This window comes from Vallitalea sp. (assembly GCF_025211055.1).
In the GTDB taxonomy this organism is placed as follows: Bacteria; Bacillota; Clostridia; order Lachnospirales; family Vallitaleaceae; genus Vallitalea.
Map to the genome: position 1 here is coordinate 97,309 of NZ_JAOARO010000004.1, position 22,928 is coordinate 120,236.

Annotated in this window: 21 protein-coding genes and 7 tRNA genes; 25 read left to right on the forward strand and 3 right to left on the reverse strand. The window is 30.4% G+C overall.

Annotated elements, in window-relative coordinates:
• The first annotated feature begins 24 nt into the window (after positions 1-24).
• The 18 genes from N4A55_RS00875 to N4A55_RS00960 all read left to right on the forward strand — a co-directional run bounded on the left by N4A55_RS00875 (position 25) and on the right by N4A55_RS00960 (position 12,360).
• A complete protein-coding gene (locus tag N4A55_RS00875; RefSeq protein ID WP_293753513.1) occupies positions 25-1,185 on the forward strand; it encodes a THUMP domain-containing class I SAM-dependent RNA methyltransferase in 1,161 nt (386 codons plus the stop codon).
• Positions 1,186-1,218: 33 nt separating this feature from the next.
• Positions 1,219-3,003 carry a lectin like domain-containing protein gene (locus tag N4A55_RS00880; protein WP_293753552.1) on the forward strand — a complete coding sequence of 595 codons (1,785 nt, stop codon included), beginning with the start codon at positions 1,219-1,221 and terminating at the stop codon, positions 3,001-3,003.
• 41 nt (positions 3,004-3,044) lie between these two features.
• Entirely contained in the window at positions 3,045-4,034 is a 990-nt protein-coding gene (locus N4A55_RS00885; RefSeq protein WP_293753514.1) for a DHH family phosphoesterase, read from the forward strand.
• Positions 4,035-4,119: 85 nt separating this feature from the next.
• On the forward strand, positions 4,120-5,046 hold the full coding sequence (locus N4A55_RS00890) for an alpha/beta hydrolase (protein WP_293753515.1): 927 nt from the start codon (positions 4,120-4,122) through the stop codon (positions 5,044-5,046).
• A 272-nt stretch (positions 5,047-5,318) separates the two neighbouring features.
• Positions 5,319-5,693: a NusG domain II-containing protein gene (locus tag N4A55_RS00895; RefSeq protein WP_293753516.1), complete on the forward strand. Its 375-nt coding sequence runs from the start codon at positions 5,319-5,321 to the stop codon at positions 5,691-5,693.
• Positions 5,677-6,207, forward strand: coding sequence for a Gx transporter family protein (locus tag N4A55_RS00900; RefSeq protein ID WP_293753517.1), 531 nt, complete (start codon positions 5,677-5,679; stop codon positions 6,205-6,207). The genes N4A55_RS00895 and N4A55_RS00900 overlap by 17 nt, the downstream gene beginning before the upstream one ends.
• 316 nt (positions 6,208-6,523) lie before the next feature.
• A complete protein-coding gene (locus tag N4A55_RS00905; protein WP_293753518.1) occupies positions 6,524-8,884 on the forward strand; it encodes an N-acetylmuramoyl-L-alanine amidase in 2,361 nt (786 codons plus the stop codon).
• A gap of 153 nt (positions 8,885-9,037) precedes the next feature.
• Positions 9,038-9,526 (forward strand): GerMN domain-containing protein, encoded by a 489-nt coding sequence (locus tag N4A55_RS00910; RefSeq protein ID WP_293753519.1) that lies wholly within the window; start codon positions 9,038-9,040, stop codon positions 9,524-9,526.
• Positions 9,519-10,238, forward strand: coding sequence for a ribonuclease PH (gene rph, locus N4A55_RS00915; RefSeq protein ID WP_293753520.1), 720 nt, complete (start codon positions 9,519-9,521; stop codon positions 10,236-10,238). Before N4A55_RS00910 ends, rph begins: the two co-directional genes overlap by 8 nt.
• A gap of 192 nt (positions 10,239-10,430) precedes the next feature.
• Entirely contained in the window at positions 10,431-11,042 is a 612-nt protein-coding gene (locus N4A55_RS00920) for an XTP/dITP diphosphatase (protein ID WP_293753522.1), read from the forward strand.
• Between the two features lie 49 nt (positions 11,043-11,091).
• The gene (locus N4A55_RS00925; protein WP_293753523.1) at positions 11,092-11,589 is read left to right on the forward strand and encodes a metallophosphoesterase family protein; all 498 of its coding nucleotides are present in this window, start codon (positions 11,092-11,094) and stop codon (positions 11,587-11,589) included.
• Positions 11,590-11,655: 66 nt separating this feature from the next.
• Positions 11,656-11,730 (forward strand) — tRNA-Pro (locus tag N4A55_RS00930).
• Between the two features lie 8 nt (positions 11,731-11,738).
• Positions 11,739-11,809, forward strand: a tRNA-Gly gene (locus N4A55_RS00935).
• A 43-nt stretch (positions 11,810-11,852) separates the two neighbouring features.
• Positions 11,853-11,926: transfer RNA gene (locus N4A55_RS00940), tRNA-Arg, on the forward strand.
• A gap of 33 nt (positions 11,927-11,959) precedes the next feature.
• A tRNA-His gene (locus tag N4A55_RS00945) sits at positions 11,960-12,033 on the forward strand.
• A gap of 11 nt (positions 12,034-12,044) precedes the next feature.
• Positions 12,045-12,116: transfer RNA gene (locus N4A55_RS00950), tRNA-Gln, on the forward strand.
• A 4-nt stretch (positions 12,117-12,120) separates the two neighbouring features.
• Positions 12,121-12,194: transfer RNA gene (locus N4A55_RS00955), tRNA-Lys, on the forward strand.
• Positions 12,195-12,278: 84 nt separating this feature from the next.
• Positions 12,279-12,360, forward strand: a tRNA-Leu gene (locus N4A55_RS00960).
• A gap of 124 nt (positions 12,361-12,484) precedes the next feature.
• Here the strand turns inward: N4A55_RS00960 and N4A55_RS00965 are convergent.
• Positions 12,485-12,958 (reverse strand): CYTH domain-containing protein, encoded by a 474-nt coding sequence (locus tag N4A55_RS00965; RefSeq protein WP_293753524.1) that lies wholly within the window; start codon positions 12,956-12,958, stop codon positions 12,485-12,487.
• Between the two features lie 88 nt (positions 12,959-13,046).
• Positions 13,047-13,463 (reverse strand): DUF3899 domain-containing protein, encoded by a 417-nt coding sequence (locus N4A55_RS00970; protein ID WP_293753525.1) that lies wholly within the window; start codon positions 13,461-13,463, stop codon positions 13,047-13,049.
• A 421-nt stretch (positions 13,464-13,884) separates the two neighbouring features.
• Between N4A55_RS00970 and N4A55_RS00975 the strand changes: the two genes are divergently transcribed.
• The 5 genes from N4A55_RS00975 to N4A55_RS00995 all read left to right on the forward strand — a co-directional run bounded on the left by N4A55_RS00975 (position 13,885) and on the right by N4A55_RS00995 (position 20,361).
• Positions 13,885-15,864 (forward strand): peptide ABC transporter substrate-binding protein, encoded by a 1,980-nt coding sequence (locus tag N4A55_RS00975; protein WP_293753526.1) that lies wholly within the window; start codon positions 13,885-13,887, stop codon positions 15,862-15,864.
• Between the two features lie 115 nt (positions 15,865-15,979).
• Complete coding sequence (locus tag N4A55_RS00980) at positions 15,980-16,939, forward strand: ABC transporter permease (RefSeq protein WP_293753527.1); 960 nt, start codon at positions 15,980-15,982, stop codon at positions 16,937-16,939.
• 1 nt (position 16,940) lies between these two features.
• Entirely contained in the window at positions 16,941-18,371 is a 1,431-nt protein-coding gene (locus tag N4A55_RS00985) for an ABC transporter permease (RefSeq protein WP_293753528.1), read from the forward strand.
• Between the two features lie 14 nt (positions 18,372-18,385).
• Complete coding sequence (locus N4A55_RS00990; RefSeq protein WP_293753529.1) at positions 18,386-19,423, forward strand: ABC transporter ATP-binding protein; 1,038 nt, start codon at positions 18,386-18,388, stop codon at positions 19,421-19,423.
• A complete protein-coding gene (locus N4A55_RS00995) occupies positions 19,423-20,361 on the forward strand; it encodes an ABC transporter ATP-binding protein (RefSeq protein ID WP_293753531.1) in 939 nt (312 codons plus the stop codon). Before N4A55_RS00990 ends, N4A55_RS00995 begins: the two co-directional genes overlap by 1 nt.
• A gap of 73 nt (positions 20,362-20,434) precedes the next feature.
• Here the strand turns inward: N4A55_RS00995 and N4A55_RS01000 are convergent, their stop codons facing one another.
• On the reverse strand, positions 20,435-20,836 hold the full coding sequence (locus N4A55_RS01000) for a hypothetical protein (RefSeq protein ID WP_293753532.1): 402 nt from the start codon (positions 20,834-20,836) through the stop codon (positions 20,435-20,437).
• Positions 20,837-21,047: 211 nt separating this feature from the next.
• On the opposite strand from N4A55_RS01000, the gene N4A55_RS01005 reads away from it, so the two are divergent.
• Both N4A55_RS01005 and tig read left to right on the forward strand, forming a co-directional pair.
• Entirely contained in the window at positions 21,048-21,242 is a 195-nt protein-coding gene (locus N4A55_RS01005; RefSeq protein WP_293753534.1) for an alpha/beta-type small acid-soluble spore protein, read from the forward strand.
• A 385-nt stretch (positions 21,243-21,627) separates the two neighbouring features.
• Positions 21,628-22,914, forward strand: a complete 1,287-nt coding sequence (tig, locus tag N4A55_RS01010; protein ID WP_293753535.1) for a trigger factor — start codon at positions 21,628-21,630, stop codon at positions 22,912-22,914.
• Positions 22,915-22,928: the final 14 nt, after the last annotated feature.

The following is a 22,928-nucleotide window of genomic DNA, read 5'->3' on the forward strand; positions in this document are numbered from 1 at the left end:
ACTAATTGATAAAGGAGCAAAACAATGTCATATATTGAATTAACAACACCTTGTATTTTCGGGGTCGAATCTATTTTAAAAAAAGAAATTATAAAATTAGGTTATGAAATTAAGAGAGTAGAAGATGGAAGAATAACCTATATCGCAGATGAACTAGGTGTTTGTAGATCGAATATTTGGCTAAGGACAGCAGAAAGAGTAATGATAAACGTAGGGGAATTCACTGCTACTAGTTTTGAAGAATTATTTGATAAAACAAAAGAATTACCTTGGGAAAGATGGATACCACAAGATGGTAAATTTTGGGTTAAGAAAGCATCTTCTATAAAATCTAAGCTTTTTAGTCCATCAGATATTCAATCAATAATTAAAAAAGCAATAGTTGAAAGATTGAAAAAAACATACCATGTTAATTGGTTTAATGAAGATGGTGAACACTATCCTATTAGAGTTTTCATAAAAAAAGATAGAGTATCTATATGTTTAGATACAAGTGGTGAAGCTTTACACAAAAGAGGATATAGAACATTTACTAGTAAAGCACCTATTAGTGAGACTTTGGCATCTGCTATAATACAATTATCACCGTGGAACAAAGATAGAATCTTGGTTGACCCATTTTGTGGTAGTGGAACTATTCCTATCGAGGCTGCAATGATAGCTATGAATATGGCTCCAGGACTTAATAGAGAATTTACAGCTGAAAAGTGGAAAAACATTATTCCTGTCAAATCATGGTTTAAGGCAGTAGATGAGGCTAATGATGTTATAGATACAACATGTGAATTAAACATTGCTGGTTATGACATAGATTATAAAGTTCTAAAACTTGCAAGAGAAAATGTCAAGAACGCTGGTGTTGATGATAAAATCCACTTTCAAGAAAGGGATATGATAAAAACCAGTAATAATAAGAAATACGGATTTATTATCACTAATCCACCTTATGGTGAGAGACTTGGAGATAAGGAAACTGTTATAGAGTTGTACAAAGATATGAAAATTACTTTTGATAATAATCTTGATGATTGGTCTTATTTTATTATCACTGCATTCGATGAATTTGAGAGATATTTTGGAAAGAATGCTGATAAAAAAAGAAAATTATACACTGGAATGATGAAGGCTAATCTATATCAATATTTTGGAAGTAGACCTCCTAAAAGATTGAATCCTATTAATTAAAATACATTATAGAAAAGAGGTTATATATTGAAGATGAAAAAAAACATAAAAATGCTTTTTATATATGTATTTACAGTTATCTTTATTGTGCCTACTTCTATATGTGCTATCGATACACAAGAGGTTTCAGTTATTTTAGATAATGAATATATAGTATATGACGATTATTATGGAATACCGTATATTGATGATAATAGCAGAACTATGGTGCCATTAAGGCTTACATTAGAGTCGTTTGGAGCTGAGGTAGAGTGGGTAGGAGAGTTGAATTTAGTAGTTATAACACATGAGGATACAGTAGTTAATGTTCCAATAGGTGAAAAGTTTATATATAGAAATGAAGAAAAAATTGAAAATGATACATATGCTGTAAATAAACACAACAGGATTTATCTACCTATAAGAATTGTTATGGAAGCTTTTGGATGTGAAGTATTATGGGATGGTGATAATAGAGTAGTTATAATCAATTCTGATCATGGTTCTTATAAAGATAAAGCTAATGCTAGGTTTGATCTAAGAGAAGAAGGAAATGTTACTTCTGTCAAGGACCAAAAAGAACTTGGTACATGCTGGGCATTTGCGGCTCTTGGCTCCATTGAATCAAGTTTGTTAAAACAAACTGGGAAAATATATGATTTTTCTGAAGATAATGTGAGTCTGAAACATGGTTATAACTTAACTCAAGATCAAGGTGGAGATTTTATGCTTGCATTAGCATATTTCGCTAGATGGTCTGGTCCTATATTAGAAAGTGATGATATCTATGGGGATGGAATCTCATCACAAAATGTAAAAAGTGTCAAACACCTGCAAGAAGCTTATTATATACCTCCTAACAGTTTTAAAACAATTAAAGATACTGTTAAGAACTATGGAGGTGTTCATACATCCATTTATTGGGAATACAGAGATACAGAAAATGAAAAGTATTATAATAAAAATAATTATTCATTGAACTATAATGGTAAAGAAGAAACTAACCATGATGTTGTTATTGTTGGATGGGACGACGAATATACTAAAGAGAATTTTATAATACAACCAGAAGGAGATGGAGCTTTCATCTGTAAAAACAGTTTTGGTACTGATTTTGGAGAAGAAGGATATTTTTATATTTCTTATTATGATGCTTATATAGGTAAACAAAATATGGTATATAGTAAAGTAGAAGATAATGATAATTATGATAAAATATATCAGGCAGATTGGCTTGGTTTGGTGGGGAAATTAGGATTTAATACTGACACAGGGTATTTTTCGAATGTTTATAAAACAGGTAATCAACAAGAAGAGTTAAAAGCTGTTAGCTTCTATACAACAGGGATTAATTCTAAATATGAAGTATACCTTGTAGAAAACTTTTTAGGTAAGGATGACTTGAAAAATATGATTTTCCTTGAAAGTGGATTCAGGGAATATAGTGGTTATTATACTATCAATCTAAAACAGCCTATAAAACTTGATACGAATAGAAAATTTGCAGTCATTGTCAAGATGACTACTCCTGGTACGAAGTTTCCTATTGCTGCTGAATTTGACAGGGATGTAAAATGGCTAGGCAAAGTAGATTTGAGTGATGGTGAAGGCTATATAAGTTATGATGGAGAAATTTGGGAGGATACTGAGGAAGTATTACAGAGTAATGTATGCTTGAAAGCATTTACAGACATAGTAGTTGACCAACCAGTTAAAGATACTGCTGAGCAATCACAAAAACAACCAGTTGAGCAATCCGATACAGATAATGTATCAAATCAAGATGAGTCTACAGATAAAATAGATTCTTCTCATAATAATGAACCAACACAGGAGTAGACTTATTGGTAAGTAATTAGAGTGATTGTACGGAGGCAATAATGGAAGATAAATTAAAACAATTATTGGAACAACTAAAAAACGCTGGAAAAGTATATATACAACCTCACAATATTCCTGATCCAGATTCTATAGCAAGCAGTTTAGGTATTAAGTTATTATTAGAAAATTATGGAATTAAGTCACAGATTATTCATGTACAAACAATTGAAAAAGCTAATTCAAAAAAGATGGTTGAACTATTCAATATAAAAATGACAGTTAAAAATGAAATGAAGTACAATAAAAATGATTTTGTTATATTGGTTGATACACAGTTAGGTAATTCTAATGTAACTAATTTAATTAAGCAAAATGTAATGGTAATAGATCATCATGAGATCGTTAATGATACAGATACTTATCTTTTTAAGGATATTAGGTCACATATTGGTGCATGTTCATCAATAGTAGCAGAATATTTTCATTCTAATGATATACAATTGACTGTTAATGTAGCTACTGCACTATTGTATGGAATAATGATGGATACTGATAATCTATCTAGGCGGGTTAATGACCTTGATATAGAAATGTTTTATTTCTTATATAATCAAGCAGATATCAGTATGATAAAATCACTGAAATTAAATCAGATTGTAAAATCTGATTTAATTGCATATGCAAAAGCATTGAATAATGTAGAGATATATGGGTATTTGGGTTTTGTTCATATAGAAGATTGTAATGATTCTCTTCTTGGGACTATCAGTGATATGGTTAATACTATAGAAGGTGTATCTGTTGTAGTGGCGTATGCCAAGAGAATGGAAGGAGTTAAATTTTCTATTAGAAGTGAAAGTATTAAGATTAAAGCTAACAAATTAATGCGATTCATTATGGCTCATAGAGGTGTTGGAGGAGGACATGATGAAATGGCTGGAGGTTTTATGCCTGCTGATAATATGGATTTCTTGAATAATAAACGATTAGATACATTTATTAGACATAGAGCTATTAATTATGTAGAGAAGGAAGATTGTGATTTATAAAAAATAATACGTTTACTTTTACTAGCTAATAATGATATTATATTAATATGTTATTGTTTTAATATTATATTTTTGAGGTGATCTTATGATAGAAAAAACATTTAAAATTAACGGATTAGATGGACATAAGATTTTTGTAGCTAGTTGGATGCCAGAAAACAATGAAAAAATTAATGGTGTTGTTCAGATAAATCATGGAATGGCAGAACATTGTTTAAGGTATAGAGATTTTGCCAAGTTTCTTACTGAGAATGGTTATGGTGTATATGCTCATGATCATAGGGGGCATGGACAGAGTCTGGGTATAGAAGAAGATATAGGCTTTTTCAATGACAAAGAAGGTTGGAATAATGTTGTAGATGAAGCATATAAGGTAACAGAGCATATTAAAAAAGAAAATAATAATACTAATATTTTTGTATTAGGTCATAGTATGGGCTCCCTTATAACACGTGGTTATATACAGAAGTATGGGAAAGAGGTCAAAGGGGCTGTTATAAGTGGAACAAGTGCTACAAAAGGTTTCTTGGGAGTGGCAGGAATTGGAGTAGCAAGATTGATCTGCTTAACGAAAGGTAACAGATATAAAAGCAAGTTGCTAACAGACCTTAGCTTTGGCAGTTTTAATAAGAAATTTGCACCTAACAAGACAGAATATGATTGGTTGAGTAGGGATGAACAACAAGTTAAAAAATATGTAGATGATGAGAAATGTGGTTTTATGTGTACCTCTAGATTCTATGTGGATCTATTAGAAGGTCTATCAAATATCTCTAAAAAACGAAATATTCTTAAAACGCCTAAGAACCTACCTATATTATTTATTTCTGGTGATAATGATCCTGTTGGTGATATGGGGAAAGGAATTAAAAAAGTTACGGATACATATAAATCATTAGGATATAATGTGAAGGTTATATTATATGAAGGTGGAAGACATGAAATAATTAATGAAACTAATAATACTGTAGTTTATGATGATATAATTGGTTTTATTAATAGTTTGAAATAACGGATAGAATTTATAAAAATGTTTTAGTGAGAGCTATGTAATATGGTACTGAGATAAGGATATTACCATGTTATATGGCTTTTTATATACAAGTAAGTCAGAAAATCCTCACTACTCCACATATACATATACTATTTTGCTTATAGTCGAACCTTAGAATAGTTTATTTTGAATGATATATCCTAATATGATACAATAAATTAATATATTTATACTTGATATAGTAATTGATAATTATAGATATTATTATGAAACTGAAAGGAACATTATTAATGAAAAGAAATGACGTAAAAATTATTATTGGAGTACTAATAATAGCGGGTGTATTCTATTTTTTTAATCAATATAGAATCAGTAAGATGGATATAAATAAATTATATGTGGAGATAAAAGTTGAAGGGGAATTGTATAAACGAGTTAAGTTAAGTGATGAGAAAGAAATTAAGCTTGAAAGAGAAGAGGGGTATAATATTATAAAAGTACATGATAATGGTGTGGAGATGCTTGAAGCTAATTGCCCAGATCATATCTGTGTCAGAACAGGTTTTATTAATAAAGTTGGTAGTACCATTGTTTGCCTTCCCCATAAGGTTTATGTGGAAATTGTTGGAGATATGGAGGGTGGATTAGATGCTATATCAGAGTAAAATTAAAAAACTAACCAAAGTGCAGAAAATGGTATTTATTTCTATGTTAATAGCTTTTGCTTTGGTATTAGGATATCTTGAAAGAACATTTGTACCAGTAATGCCTTTTCCAGGCGTGAAATTAGGGTTGGCTAATATTATTACTTTGACAAGTCTATATTTCTTGTGTTTCAGAGATGCTTTTTTGCTAGTTGTATTAAGGGTAACTCTAAATAGTTTTTTTACAGGGTCTTTCATAACAATATGGTATAGTTTAACAGGAGGTATACTTAGTTTGATAGTAATGTTTTTACTCATACATTATGATAAAGATAAAATAAGTATTGCTGGTATAAGTATTATTGGAGCGGTAGCTCATAATATTGGACAACTCATAGTGGTAGCTATAACAACTGAAAGTGTTAATGTAGCCGCAGCGTATTTTCCTATTCTAGCGGTTTCTGGTATTGTTACGGGTATACTTATTGGATTAACAGTTAATTATTTGTTACCATACATACTTAGAATATTTTAATTAAGATATTAATATTCTAAGGAATGACATATTTCCCAGGAAATTAGTATAAATAAATAATGGAATATTTTGATTAGTTTACTATTTATGTGAAAATAGCAGTAAACTTATTTTTTTTGTTTATTTATATTAATAATATATATTTACAACAATAGGGATATTACGAAAATATTACATGAAAACCCAAAATATTACGATTATATTACATAATGCAGTAGTATCTTTTTTAATATAGTTTTTTTTGTTATAATTTTGTAGAACTTAGATATTTACTAAATGATGGGTAGTTAATAAGCAAAGAACGAGGGGGAGAATCATGATACGGAAAATCATCACCACTGTATTATCAATTACGATGATGTTAAATCTGTTTTCAGTTAATGCAAATGCAGAAACCAGTAATAACGGAAAATTTTTTATTAAATATGATGGACAAATTTATAAATATAAAAATAGATTTGTAAAGCTTGTAGTTGATGGAAAAGTTATTGAAACTGGGGATATGCCTGCTATCGTAATAACTGAAGATGTAAACGGTAAGAAAGTAGCAAGAACATTGGTACCTGTAAGGGAAGTATGTGAATCAGAACAGATAGGAGCCAAGGTAGATTGGAACTCATCAAAGCAAGAAGCTTACATATCTTATGAAGATAAGTTTATTGTACTAAAAGTTAACGATAAGAAAGCAATAGTTAATAACAAAGAGGTTATGTTGGATATACCGGCTAAGCTGATACAGAATGTAAATACTAAGCAATGGAAAACTATGGTACCTATTAGATTCATTGCAGAAACTTTTGGATATGAAGTTAATTGGAATAAAGAAGAATATAGTGCTGAAATGACCAAGAACAATAATAAACAACAGAGTAATGATAATAAAGATGAACAATCAGGAGAAAATGACCAAACTGACGTAGAGGATACGAATAAAGATACTGAAGCAGGTGAAGATTCTATGCCTACTGAAGACCAAGATTTAAATAATGATAGTGATAACAATAATAATAAAAATGAATTATTAGATAGCTTGGAATCTAGTGGAGCTAAGAATGAATTACCAACTGAGTTGAAAAGCAATCCAGTAGTATGGATGGTTGATGATAATGTGCTATCAAAAATAAATGATAGATATACAGAGACAACTATTACCAGAAAATTATGCCCAACTACGAAGGTCAAATCAGTAGATTATGAAAATGACAAAGTTAATAAGAGATTTGTGATAGAGACTTCAAGCCCAATTACAGATGTTAAGAAATCTTATTGGAAGAACAAATTAATCATTGATGTGGATAATTCAAAATGGGATATGGATAAATATGAAAAGACATTTGATGATAACCCTATAATAACAGGAGTTCGTTCTAGTCAATTTGCAGATACAATAACTAGAATCGTATTTGATTTAAAAGGTGAAGGATATAAATTCAATGTTTATCTATCAGAAGATAGGAAAAAAATAAATATTGAAGTTCAAAATAATTCAATCTATGGTATACACCTTGGACAAAATGACAAAGGTGACTATATTAAGATTTTAGGAGTTAAAGCTCCTGATGTAAAACCATTTAGGTTAAGTAATCCTAATAGAATAGTTTTTGATTTACCAAATACAGAATCACTGCTTAGTACTAGATCTTCGACAGCAGAAGGACAATATGTAAAAGAAATAAGAACTGCACAATTTGATGAGACCACAACTAGAATTGTAATTGAGACAGATGGACAAGCAGATTATACAATATCAGAAGAAAGTGGCTCCGCTACTATTATTCAGCTGATTGAACCATCTTATAATAATATAAAATATATTAATTATGACAATCCTACTATAGTGCTTAAAAAGAATGATAATGAAATTAATATATCCAATATTAAATGTACAGATGACTACACAAATAAAAAATACATAATTCAGTTACCTGGTGATTATAAAGAGTTATTTGGTAACGGTACAATTAGAATTAATGACGGTATTATTAACTCAGTTGATATTAAAAATGATAAAGGTAATACATTACTAACAATTGATGAAAATAGCATTTACGATTATAGAATAACTGAAGACAAAGATAATATATATATTAAAGCATTCAAGCCAAAAAAATTATATTCTAAGGTTATAGTAATTGACCCAGGACATGGAGGAAAAGATCCTGGTGCATCAGATAATGGATTGGTAGAAAAAGAGCTAAACTTTGATATTGTTTTATACTTAAAAGAATATCTAGATAAAGAAAAAGATATCAAAGTATATTATACTAGACTTGATGATTCATACCCTACATTAGGTGATAGGACTGATTTAGCTAATGATGTAGACGCAGACTTTTTTGTTAGTGTACATAACAATTGGTATACTTCAAGTGCTCATGGAACAGAAGTATATTACTTAGCGCCATCAAGTAACCCAGGAATGACTTCAATAAAACTTGCAGAAATATTCCAAAAAGCAATTGTGAGTGCGGTAGGAACGAAAAATAGAGGTATCAAATCAGGTAATCTATTTGTGCTAAGAAACACTGATATGCCTGCTATTTTAATAGAAGTGGCATTTTTATCCAATCCTATCGATGTTGCAAAATTGAAAAGTGAAACTTTTAAGAAAAACACAGCTAATGCAATATACAAAGCAATAATAGAAACTTTCAAAAAATATCCAACTGGAAGATAGACACTTATCGAGGGAACAATTACAAATTGTTCCCTACAAATATATTCTACTTACAATAAGATGCACAATATTACAAAAAAACACTGTTGTAGCTTTCGCTAATTAGGTATAAAATATAATTACCAAATATTTACAAATAAAAGGGGGAAGATTATGTATAGTGTTATTAATGCTTTTGTAGTATCATTAATAACTATGGGTTTGGTTATTAATACGGTTTCTATGAAGAGTAATATATTTTATTATGAATTTGAACAACAAGATGAAGGGATATTAACTAGTCAGGAAATTGATTTAAAAGATAATAAAAATGTAGAAGAAAACATAAGATATACATTACAATACTTATTTGATAATAATGAAGGTTATTATTCATTTATACCAGAGAAAGTGACAATCACTAATATTTTATTTATTAATGGTTCTCTAGAAATTGAGGTATCAGAAGATATGCTTAATTATGGTGGTACTGCTAGAGAAATCTCTATGGTAGATCAGATTCTAGCTACAGTCTTTGCTAATAATGAAATAGAAGAATTTTCACTTTTTATAGAGGGTGACCGAGAAGTTCTTAATGAAGGAACAACTATAAAAGAATATACAAGAGATGAATGGGAAGAAAGGATGAAAACAATTGAGTAGAATTGATGGAAGACAAAATGATGAACTTAGAACAGTTAAAATTACGAAGGATTTTATTAAGTATCCAGAGGGTTCGGTTTTAATAGAAATGGGTGAAACAAGAGTTATTTGTAATGCTTCTGTAGAAGATAGAGTTCCACCTTTTAAAAAAGATTCAGGAGAAGGTTGGGTAACTGCTGAATATTCTATGTTGCCTAGAGCTACTCTTGATAGAAATACCAGAGATATTAGCAGATTAAAAAAGAATAACCGTTCTGTTGAAATTCAGAGATTGATTGGTAGAGCACTTAGGTCTGTAATAGATTATAAAGCTCTTGGTGAAAGAACAATAACTTTGGATTGTGATGTTATTCAAGCTGATGGTGGGACAAGGACTGCTTCTATAACAGGTGCTTTTGTAGCGCTAGTATTAGCTTGTAAAAAGCTTTTGAATGATGGATTGATAGATAAGATGCCTATTTCTTCTTATGTGGCTGCTATTAGTGTAGGAATAGTTGATGATGAGGAATTATTAGATCTATGTTATGTAGAGGACAGTCATGCGAAAGTTGATATGAATGTTGTTATAACTGACAAAGGAGAATTTATTGAAGTACAGGGTACAGGTGAAGAATCTCCTTTTACTAGGGAGGAGTTGAATAAGTTGTTAGATTTGGGTGAAAAAGGAGTAGAGGAGCTTATTAAGTTGCAAAAAGAGGTATTGGAGGATTAATTATTAGTTGGCTAACGTGTGGGTAGAGGAGTGCGTAAAAATCAACTATTACACAGCTCTAGAGGCTACGTTGGTAGAATGATAATAATGTTAGGTAAGTTTTAATGTTTGCATTTTTACTTTTATATATTATTTATTAGTTTTTACTTGTAATTAAATAGATTAATACTGAAGATAAGAGGAGACGTGTTGATGAAGGAAAAGATTATTTTTGCTACTAAGAATAGGGGAAAGATAAAAGAGATAAATATGATTATGGAGGATACTAATTATGAGGTTATATCTATGGAGGATGCAGGGATAGATATAGATATAGTTGAGGATGGGTCTACTTTCTTGGAGAATGCAATTATCAAGGCTAAAGAAGTTATGAATATTGCTGAGTGTATTGTTATGGCTGATGATTCGGGACTTGAGGTAGACTATCTTGATAAGGCTCCTGGTATTTATTCTGCACGATTTGGTGGAGAGAATACTTCTTATAGGATAAAGAATAAGATGATTATTGATAAGTTGGATGGAGTAGGGGAAAAGGATAGGACGGCAAGGTTTGTGTGTGCTATTGCTGCGGTTTTTCCTGATGGTGAAATTTTAACTACTAGAGGGACTGTAGAAGGGATTATTATTCATGAAGAGAGAGGAAGTAATGGATTTGGTTATGATCCTATTTTTTATGTACCAGAATATTCATGCACAACAGCTGAAATGGATAACGAATTAAAGAATAAGATAAGTCATAGGGGTAAAGCATTAAGAAGTATGAAGTCTAAAATGGAAAGTTATAGAAACAGTAATAATAGGTAGTATTAAATATTGAGAAGGAATGGTTAAAGTTATATAACGGAGAGAATATATGAAGATACTTGTAATTAGTGATACACATGGAAATTTGAGAAATGCAATAGAAGTAATTAAATATACAGGAGATATTAATAGAATAATTCATTTGGGTGACTATGAGAGAGATGTTGAAGAACTAGAGATAATATCTAATGTACCTATAGATTTTGTACCTGGTAACTGTGATTTTAGTTCTTATGCACCTAGTGAAAAAATACTTAATTTTTATGATTTAAAAATATTGATTACTCATGGACATTACTATAATGTCAAATGGGAGTATAATACTATATTAAAGGCTGCTAAACAAAAAAAGGTAGATATTGTGTTATTTGGACATACACATGTATCATTAGTAGAGAATATAGATAATATTACAATTATTAACCCTGGGAGTATTTCATTACCAAGGGATGGTAAAGGGTGTAGTTTCTGTATATTAGAGATAGAAGAGAATGGTAAATTTCATATTACAATAAAAAAACTGGAAAAAAAACAAAAAAACTATTGACATTTGTTTGAAGCGTGTGTATAATAACTCTTGCGTTCGAAAAAGAACAGCAAATATCATAAGCAACGGGGTGTGGCTCAGCTTGGCTAGAGCGCTTGATTTGGGTTCAAGAGGCCGCAGGTTCGAATCCTGTCACCCCGATACCTTATGCGGGTGTAGTTCAATGGTAGAACACCAGCCTTCCAAGCTGGATACGTGGGTTCGATTCCCATCACCCGCTTTGTAATTAGAAATGATTACAGACAAGGCATTGAACTTGTGATGTGCCTGTAGCTCAGTTGGATAGAGCAGTGGCCTTCTAAGCCACGTGTCCGGGGTTCGAATCCCTGCAGGCACGCTAGGCAATTAAATATAAATTGCTAAATATATGGTGGGTATAGCTCAGTTGGTTAGAGCGCAAGATTGTGGCTCTTGAGGCCGTGGGTTCGAATCCCATTACTCACCCTATAATATAATGGGTAGTCGCCAAGCGGTAAGGCACTAGACTTTGACTCTAGTATGCGTAGGTTCGAATCCTGCCTACCCAGTTTTGGGCTACTAGCTCAGTTGGCTAGAGCACTGGACTCTTAATCCAGGTGTCCTGGGTTCGAATCCCAGGTGGCTCAGTTTTACAAAAATAAAAAAATAAAAAAATTACTTGACATAATTAAATAATTGTTATATTATTGTATAGGTAATTTACACAATGCGCGGATGTGGCGGAATTGGCAGACGCACTAGACTTAGGATCTAGCGCCTAACGGCGTGGGGGTTCGACTCCCTTCATCCGCATTGATAAGAAGCACTTGGTTATCCAAGTGCTTTTTGATTGTGTACATAACATATATATCATATTAATATAAATATATGCAATTAACATAGGTATAAAATTATTCTTTTCAGTAATAAGAGTTTATTATAATGGTTCATCTAAAAAACTAATATTTTCTTCTTTGCATAAATTACTATTATGAAATCTAGTATCAAATGTTACTTCTTTTACAAACCAACTAGGCGGGGTAAAATTATTTGCTGATTCCTCGCTGTCAAATTCCACTTCTGCCATAATTAGTCCTTCTAATTTATCATTAAAAATATCCAGTTCTACAGTTAGTGAGTTATCAAGAGGAATATAATACCTTTTTTTACTAATTAAATTGTAATCTACTTTGGATTTTAAAGTATTATATTGTTCTTTTGAAATTTCATCTTCAAATTCTTGTCTTACCATTAAACCTGAAGATTTGTAGGTCACATAGTAAGATTTATCAGTTTTTCTTATCCTAATGACAGGATTAGTACTGATATAACCTTGTTCTATATTAATATGTGGGTATCTTGCTATTTTGTTGAGTGGTAAGTTAATAAGATATTTTTTTTCTATTTCCATAGGGTTATTACTCCTTTTAATATTTATTAATATTGAATTATCTATTATATACTAGATAGAAGAATACTTTGTTAAACTTATAGCAATGCTATAAGTTTATTAATAATAAATATAATATCAATACTAGAGTACTGCTATAGAAAATAATAGTAGTTGAACTATGTTTCTTTGGTGCATAGAGATATTTATCTTTTAAGAACTCTTTTATTTCTTGCTTTGATCGTAATGAATATTCTTGCTCTAAAAGATATTTGTATTTTTTAGAAACAGATGCTTTATAATGTTTGGTAGAGTATTTAAAAACATTAAAAGTTCCTTGATCATCAATGAACACAATTCCAGTGATAATAAAGATAAATAAATTAACCAAAAATAGTTTTTCTAAAAAAATGTTAAATAGTGTTATTGAATGGGTTGTTAATCTTTTGTCAAAAAAAGCAAGTAATAAACTAACTATTGTAGCAATCAATATATAAATAATAATTCTTTTAACATTTTTTTTCATAATAATCCTCCGTTGATTAAACAGTATATATACATGTTCTTTTTTTATTCAATAAGAATAATAAATATTATATCATAATATATTTAATTTCAACATACATAGATTTTAATTTCATCATAATTCAGCATATAGGATTCGATTTTATAAGTTATTATTTTTTTATAAAGAACAAAAATAGGTATAAACCTACAAAATATCATATGGAATTTAATGCAAAAATGCTATGATATGGCAGAGTATTACCATATTAACCTATTATCAAAACCTTTACAAAGAATAAAATATGATATATAATTATTTAAGTATAATTTTGTTTTACTGATTTACAGAGTAACGCAAAATTATCAAAACCCGACTATAAGGATACATAAAAAAATAATATCTAGGGTGGGATAACAAACAATTTTAAAGGAGGATTTTTATGAAGAAATTATTAGCTTTACTACTAGTGTTGACAATGACATTTTCACTAGCAGCATGTGGCAACAAAGATAAGGATAAAACTCCAAGTGATAACAAAACAGTAAGTGAAAATGAAACTGACAAAGACAAAGACAAAGATAAAGACACAGAAGAATCAGATAAAAAAGAAAAGGTATTAAACTTACTTGAGATTACTAACATACCTTCATTAGTAACTTGGAAAGCTACTGACCAAGTATCATTCCAAGTACTAGGTAATATAGTAAGTGGATTATACATTTTAGGTTTAGACGGAACTCCACAACCTGAACTTGCTAAATCATATGAAGTTTCACCAGATGGTCTTACTTATACATTCCATTTACGTGAAGGTATTAAATGGGCTACAGTTGATGGTGAAGAATATGATGAAGTAACAGCTAATGACTTTATTTTCGCTTGGAAAAAATTATTAGATCCAAAAGAAGCTGCTCAATATGCTGTAATGCTCAAAACTGCTTCAATTAAAAATGGTGCTGACGCTGTTGATTTGAATAATGATATTGTTATTCATGAACAAACACTTAAAGATTTAGAAGGATTAAGTGTAGATAATTATGAAGATACTGAAGAAGCTTCAGCTCAAAAGCAATATGACGAAGCTAAAGTTGAATTAGAAGAAAAGATTACTAAGCAAAAAGCAAAAATAGAAGAAAACTATGGAACTCTTGATGAAGCTAAAGAAAAGCTTAATAAGTTAATTGACAATTTAGCTGTAACAGCTGTTGATAAATATACATTAAAAATTGAACTTGATAATCCAGTTCCATATTTCCTTGATTTAATGACATTTGCATCATTCTTCCCAGTATCAGAGAAATTCTATAATGAAGTTGGAGCAGATAACTACGGTAAAACTGTTGACAAATTCTTATATAATGGTGCTTATATATTTAAAGAGTGGAAATTATCTGAAAGACATTACTTTGTTAAAAACCCAATATATTGGGATGTAGCTAATGTAGATATTAATGCTCTTGACTACCGTGTAATTGAAGGTCCTAACAATGATACAGTTGTTCAAATGTACTTAGATGGAGAACTTGATAGTGCAGGATTAGCTGGTGAAAATGTTGAAAAATACGGAACTAGACCTGATACTGTTCAATTAGGTGAAACAACAGTATTCTATCTTGACCTTAATCTTAACAATGGAGCTTTAACTCCAACTAAGAAAGTTCTTAGAGACCCAAGAGCAAGAAAAGCTATTAATATGGCTATTGATAAATCATATATTACTGATGTTGTATTAGGCAATGGATCAATTCCTATTGATTTCTTCTTACCAAAAGGTTTTGTAAGTAGTGCTGCACATGATGGAAAAGGATTCCGTCAAGTAGCAGAAGATTTATATGGTGGTGGAGAAGGTTATAACAAATATAACCCAGAAAAAGCTAAGGAATTATGGAACACAGTTTTAGAAGAGCAAGCTATTGATAAACTTACATTAGAATGTATTATTAGTACTTCAGAATCATCTGCAAAAATGGGAACTCATATCAAAGATGAATTAGAGAAAAACTTACCAGGAGCTACTGTAGAGTTAGTTATATTACCATTCGCAGAGAGACTTAAGAGAACTACTAACGGTGATTTCTCAATGTCTGTAGGTGGATGGGGACCTGACTATCCAGATGCTATGACATTTATGGATATGTGGGTAACTGGAGGAGCTTATAACAGAGGTCATTTCTCTAGTGAAGCATATGATGAAGGTATTGAAATAACTAAGAGTGGTGAATTAACTGCACCTGATAAATCAAAAGAACGTTTTGAAAAATTAGTTGAATTAGAAAAAGTATTACTTGAAGATAATCAAGTAATTGCTCCTTTATTCCAACGTAATAGATTAGCACTTAGAAATCCTAAAATTAAAGATCTAACATTACAACAATTTGGTGCTGATTATATTTACAAATGGGCAAAATTAGAAGACTAATTTTGAACTAATAATTTTACATTTAATTTTAAGTTTTGGCAGGGAATATCCTGCCAAAACTTATGTTTATTACTATTTTAATTCGCTAAAGCACTAATTGATGGGAGGTTAATTCATGATTCGTTATGTCATACAGAGAATCAGTTTGATAGTTTTAACGTTATTTATAGTTCTAACTATTAATTTTTTCTTGTTACGTCTAATGCCGGGAACACCTTTTGATAATCCAAAAATTACCCCTGCACAACAAGAATTAATGAAAAGAAAATATGGACTTGATGATCCAGCATTTGTTCAATATTTTAGATATTTAAAGGGAGTAGTAAGAGGTGATTTAGGAGAATCTTTTAAACTTCAAGATCAACCTGTCACAAAATTAATAAAAATAAAATTGCCACACACTGTAAAAATCGGAACAATAGCTCTAATATTTGGTGTTATTGTTGGGATTTTTCTTGGGGCTTTATCAGCAATATATAAAAATACCATACTAGATCATATTACAACTATTTTGGCAGTAATTGGTGTTTCTATACCATCGTTCGTAGTTGCTGCATTTTTGCAACAGACTTTATGTGCTAATTTAGATTGGTTTCCATTCTTATATAAACCAGTAGATCCAACAAGAAATGTTTCGGTTTTTGATTCATTTTATTCTTCACTATTACCAGCATTTGCATTATCATTATTTGTAATATCTTCAACAATGAGATACATGCGTTCTGAGCTAGTAGAAGTGTTGGGTAGCGATTATATCTTGCTAGCACGTGCAAAAGGATTGAGTAAACCTAAAGTTATATTTAAACATGCTCTTAGAAATGCATTAATTCCTGTGGTAACAATAATTGGCCCTATGACAGTTAGTTTAATGACAGGTTCACTCATTGTAGAAATGTTCTTTGGTGTACCAGGATTATCAAAACTAATGGTAACAGCTGTATATTCTAATGATTATTTCTTAATACTAGGTGTTAACTTATTCTACAGTTTCTTATTTGTAGTAGTTATTTTAATCATTGACTTATTATATGGAATCATTGATCCTAGAATTAGACTAAAGGGAGGTGGGGTATAAAATGGCAGTTTCAAAAGATAAATTTAAACTAGTTAACCATGACTTATCTAATATTGATAATATAACTACAGAAAGTACAAGTTTTTGGAAAGATGCAAGAAGAAGACTTAAAAATAATAAAGCTTCTATGATTGGATTTTATGCTATATTATTTTTAATTGTTATGTCTATTATTGGACCTATTAGTCCAATTAATCAAAAGAATGCTAATGGAACTGTATTTAAATACGATCATGCTCCAGTATTAAATGATGAAAATGGGACGGAAATTCCAAAGAAAGATATTGCTTTTCTCCCACCAAGAGTTCCCGGATTAGAAAAACTAGGAATATTTGATGGACATGCTGATATAGAGATTGGAACTTTTGATTTAATAATTGGAAAGCTTCCAAAGACAGATGAATTTGATGAATTAAAAAAACCATTCAAAAGAAAAGATTTGATTGAAAAAATACAAATACCTTATCATCCATTTGATATAAATATTATAGAGATTTACGAAAATGACAGTAATATATGGATGGCTAAGATAAAAGTAAAGGCAACAGAAGAAATAAAAGAATTACCATATGAAGAATTAATAAGTGAATATTCTAAATTCAGACCAGGAACATTTGTGTTGAAGAAATCAGAAATTGATGAATATGGTGTAGAAATGGTTAGTTTAAACGCTGATTTTTATGCTATCCAAAATATTAAAGAGCGTTATTTTTGGTTTGGGACAGATAGATTAGCTTTAGATAACTGGACTAGACTTTGGATTGGTGTTAGAGTATCATTAATTATTGCCCTTGCGTCACTTATTATTGATTTTAGCATAGGTATAATATACGGTACTATAGCAGGCTTCTACGGAGGTACTAGAGTAGATACCATTATGATGCGTATTACTGAGATATTAGGAAGTATTCCTACATTGGTTCTTATGATTATATTCTTAAGTATAAGTAAAACTATCGGAAGTTTCATAGATGGTATTTTACCAGGGCATCAAGGATTACCTACTATAAGATTAATTATTTTAATATTAGCAATGAGCTTAACTGGATGGATTGGAGTATCTAGAGTCGTTAGAGCTCAGATTCTTAAGTTAAGAGAAAGAGAATTTGTATTAGCTTCTAGAACATTAGGAGCTTCTAAGAAAAGATTAATGACAAAGCATTTATTCCCTAATATTATTGGACAAATAATTGTTATGGCAACATTTTCTATTCCAGGAGCAATATTCCATGAAGCATTTTTAACATTTATAGGGATTGGATTACCTATACCAATGGCTTCACTTGGGGTATTAGTAAAAGATGGATATGATGCTATTCAAACTATTCCAAGTATGTTATGGATACCTGCAATAATTATGTCAATATTAATGTTATCTATTAATTTATTAGCTAATGGACTTCGAGATGCACTCGATCCACGTATGAGATAGGAAGGAGAAAGAGAATGAATAAAGAAAAAGTATTAGAAGTTAAAGATTTAAAAGTCTCTTTCAAAACTCATGCAGGTGATGTGCAGGCTGTTAGAGGTGTATCATTTGATTTATTTCAAGGAGAGACTCTTGCGATAGTTGGAGAATCTGGTTCAGGAAAATCTGTTACAGTTAAAGCTATAATGGGATTACTAGCTGAAAATGGATATTATAAAGATGGTGAAATATTATTTGAGGATCATGATATTACTAAGATGAAGGAATCAAATCTTCATACTTTAAGAGGAAATAAGATAGCTATGATTTTCCAAGATCCTATGACATCTTTAGACCCTACGATGACAATTGGAAAGCAGATAATGGAGGTTATTAGATTACATCAAAAAGTTTCTAGAAAAGAAGCTTTTGAGAAGGCTGTTAAATTAATAGATATGGTTGGAATACCAAGTCCAAGAGAAAGAATGAAACAGTATCCTCATCAATTTTCTGGTGGTATGAGACAGAGAATAGTTATAGCTATTGCATTAGCTTGTGAGCCTACCATCCTAATTGCTGATGAACCTACTACTGCACTTGATGTTACGATTCAAGCTCAAATCTTAGACTTAGTTAAAGATTTGCAACAAAAGATTGGTGCTTCAGTTATATTTATAACTCACGATTTAGGTGTAGTAGCAAATGTTGCTGATCGTGTTGCTGTTATGTATGCTGGTAAAATGGTTGAGGTTGGAACAAGTGATGAAGTATTCTATGATCCAAGACATCCATATACATGGGGGTTAATAGGTTCAATGCCAGATCTTGATACAGAAGGAGATTTGTATGCAATTCCAGGTACTCCACCAAACTTACTTAAACCACCAATTGGAGATGCATTTGCACTTCGTAGTAAATATGCAATGGAAATTGATTTTGAACAACAACCACCAGTGTTTGATATAAGTGACACTCATAAAGTAGCCTCATGGCTATTACATGAAAATGCACCAGAAATAACACCTCCTGATGTTATAATTAAACGAAGAAAACGTTTAGAGGAGGTGAATAGCTAATGAGTTCAAAAGAAGTATTAATTGAAGTACAAAATCTAAAACAACACTTTAAAATAGGTAGAAGCGGTGTTGTCAAGGCTGTTGATGATATCTCGTTCAAAATATATAAAGGTGAAACATTTGGTTTGGTTGGAGAATCAGGTTCGGGGAAATCAACTACAGGAAGAACTATGATAAGATTATATAACCCTACAGGTGGAAAAGTATTTATGGAGGGGGACAGAATTGACGGTAGAGTTCCAAAAAAAGTAGTTGCCAATGTTAATAGAAACATGCAAATGATTTTCCAAGATCCAATGGCATGTCTGAACCCACGTATGAAGGTTGAAGACATTATTGCTGAAGGAATAGATATTCATAAATTAGCTAAGAACAAAGAAGATAGACGAGAAAAAGTAATAGAAATGTTAAAAATTGTTGGACTTAATGAGCAACATGCTGATCGTTATCCTCATGAATTCTCAGGTGGTCAAAGACAAAGAATAGGTATAGCTAGAGCTATGGCTGTTGAACCTAAGTTCATAATAGCTGACGAACCTATATCTGCCCTTGACGTTTCAATTCAAGCCCAAGTTGTAAACTTGATGAATGAATTAAAACAAAAAAAAGGTTTAACATATTTATTTATCGCCCATGATTTATCAATGGTTAAGTATATTAGTGATAGAATAGCAGTTATGTATAAAGGTAAGATAATGGAACTTACAACAAGTAAACAATTATTTGAAAAACCATTACATCCTTACACAAGATCCTTGTTATCAGCTATTCCATTACCAGACCCTATTAATGAGCGAACTAGAAGACGTCATTCTTATGTACCAGAAAAAGAACATGATTATTCAACTCACCTACCAGAATGGGTTGAAGTTGATCCAGGTCACTTTATATATGGTAATGAAAAAGAAATAGAAAAATGGAACGCAATGTATAGATAAACTAAAAATAAGACTACATAGAATGTATGTAGTCTTATTTTTAGTTAATTATAGAAAACTATTTTTTCTGATTCTAAACATATATGTATGAAAACAATTTATTAATATTTTTAGTAGTAATATTATCAATACTTGCTTCTTCAACAGCTTGTATAACACTCTCATAAGGCAATTGGTAAATATACGAAATATCCAAAGGACTATAGGAATTAGGTACTTTTCTTTTTACTTCTCTAGAAAATAATTTACATATGTCGCTACTTCCATAGAACATAATCATAATAAAAGAATGTTTTGTTATACTATCAATATCATTATTTTTCATAATTTTTTTTATCTCATGATTTGAGATATCTAATAGTTCTGATGCAGCATCCATATTAATAGCATCCTTTTCCTCAGTTTTTAAAAATAAATCTATTTTTTTTAGTTTAGGAGAAAGATGATTGTTATAATAATCAAGATATGTAGCCATTTAAAAACCTCCTGGAAAAATTAAAATATTAAAATACTTTTTTGCAAAAGTGTAAATACTATATTAAGTAATTATTATAAAGTTTTATCTAAATAGATTATAACTTATTATGCATACAAAATCATATGTAATAAATGGTTTTTTACTGGTTACAAATACCATAGTAAAAAAATCATTATAGTTAATACTATGATTACGGAGGTGATTTTAAATGGCATACAACAAGCAAGCAACAGAAGCACTTAACAAATTTAAGTATGAAATAGCTAACGAGCTTAACGTTAACTTGAAACAAGGTTATAATGGTGATTTAACTTCTGCACAAGCTGGTTCAGTAGGTGGAGAAATGGTTAAGAGAATGATTCAACAACAAGAGCAATCTATGTCATCAGGTGGTTCTTATTAATCACTTAACTACGATAATTAAATTATTTTAAAATCCTAGAGATAGTATTTCTGGGATTTTTTTATATGTACATATTTAGAAAAGATGTATAAAACCTTCTAGAAAAAACCATACTTTATTAATGTGACTGATTAATCTAACATTAATAAATCTTTACAGCAGCATTTATGGTAAAAGTCTTAATTAGTAAATTAAGATAATAGTAAAAATGTGTAGATTTATCAGAATCACTATGGTATAATATACAAATGGTTAAATAGGAATAGCTATGCCCTTTTATATAGAATGATAATAATATGAGAAAAGCACACTTCATCTTCAAAGATAATAAAAAAGGGAAGAAATGACTTTCCTACTATATAAATTAAGGAGGAACAATTTTAAAATGAACGTAAATGTAGAAACACTAGAGAAAAGCATGGTTAAACTAACCATTGAAGTCGATGCAGATCGCTTTGAAGAAGGCATGAAGCATGCATATAATAAGAACAAGAGTAAGATTACTGTTCCAGGATTCAGAAAAGGTAAAGTACCTAGACAATTAATTGAAAAGACTTATGGAGCAGAAATTTTTTATGAGGATGCTGTCAACTACATAATTCCAGAAGCATATGATAAAGCTATAGAAGAAAATAATTTAGAGGTTGTTTCAAGACCAGAAGTTGACGTACAACAAGTAGAAAAAGGAAATTCAATGATTTTTACTGCCGAAGTTGCTGTAAAACCTGTAGTGACTTTAGGTGAATATAAAAATATAGAAGTTGAAAAGAATAATATAGAAGTAACAGATGAAGATATTACTAGTGAAATCGAAAAAGTAAGAGATAAGAATTCAAGATTAGTTGATATAACTGACAGAGCTGTTCAAGACAATGATCAAGTTATGATTGATTTTGAAGGTTTTGTAGACGGAGAACCATTTGAAGGTGGCAAAGCAGAAAATTATTCATTAACTATAGGTTCACATTCTTTTATTGATACATTTGAAGAACAATTAATTGGAAAGAGTATTGGTGAAGATGTAGAAGTGAATGTAACTTTCCCAGAAGATTACCAACAAGAAGATCTACAAGGAAAAGAAGCATTATTCAAAGTTAAAGTTAACGAAATCAAATACAAAGAATTACCAGAAGTAGATGATGAATTCGCAAAAGACGTATCTGAATTTGACTCTCTTGATGAATATAAAGAAGATATTAAGGCAAAACTCTTAGAGCAAAAAGAAAATACAGCAAAAAGTAAAAAGCAAGAAGATGTTTTAGAAAAAGTTATAGAAAATGCTACAATGGAGATAGCAGATCCTATGATTGATTTACAAGCAGAAAATATGACTAATGATTTTGCTACAAGACTTCAATATCAAGGTTTATCATTAGAGCAATATTTTGGATTCACTGGTCAGAACATGGTAACATTAAAAGAAACTATGAAAACTGATGCAGAAAAGAGAATCAAATCTAGATTAGTATTAGAAGCTATCGCTAAAGCTGAAGAGATTGAAGTTTCTGAAGATGAATTAAAAGAAGAACTACAAAAAATGGCAGAAGCATACAATATGGAATATGACAAAATAGCCGATACTATTGGTGAAGAAGAAAAAGAATCTATTCAAGATGATATAAAGAATCGTAAAGCACTTGATTTTATTGCTGAACAAGCGAAAGAAGTGTAATAATAAGTATATCA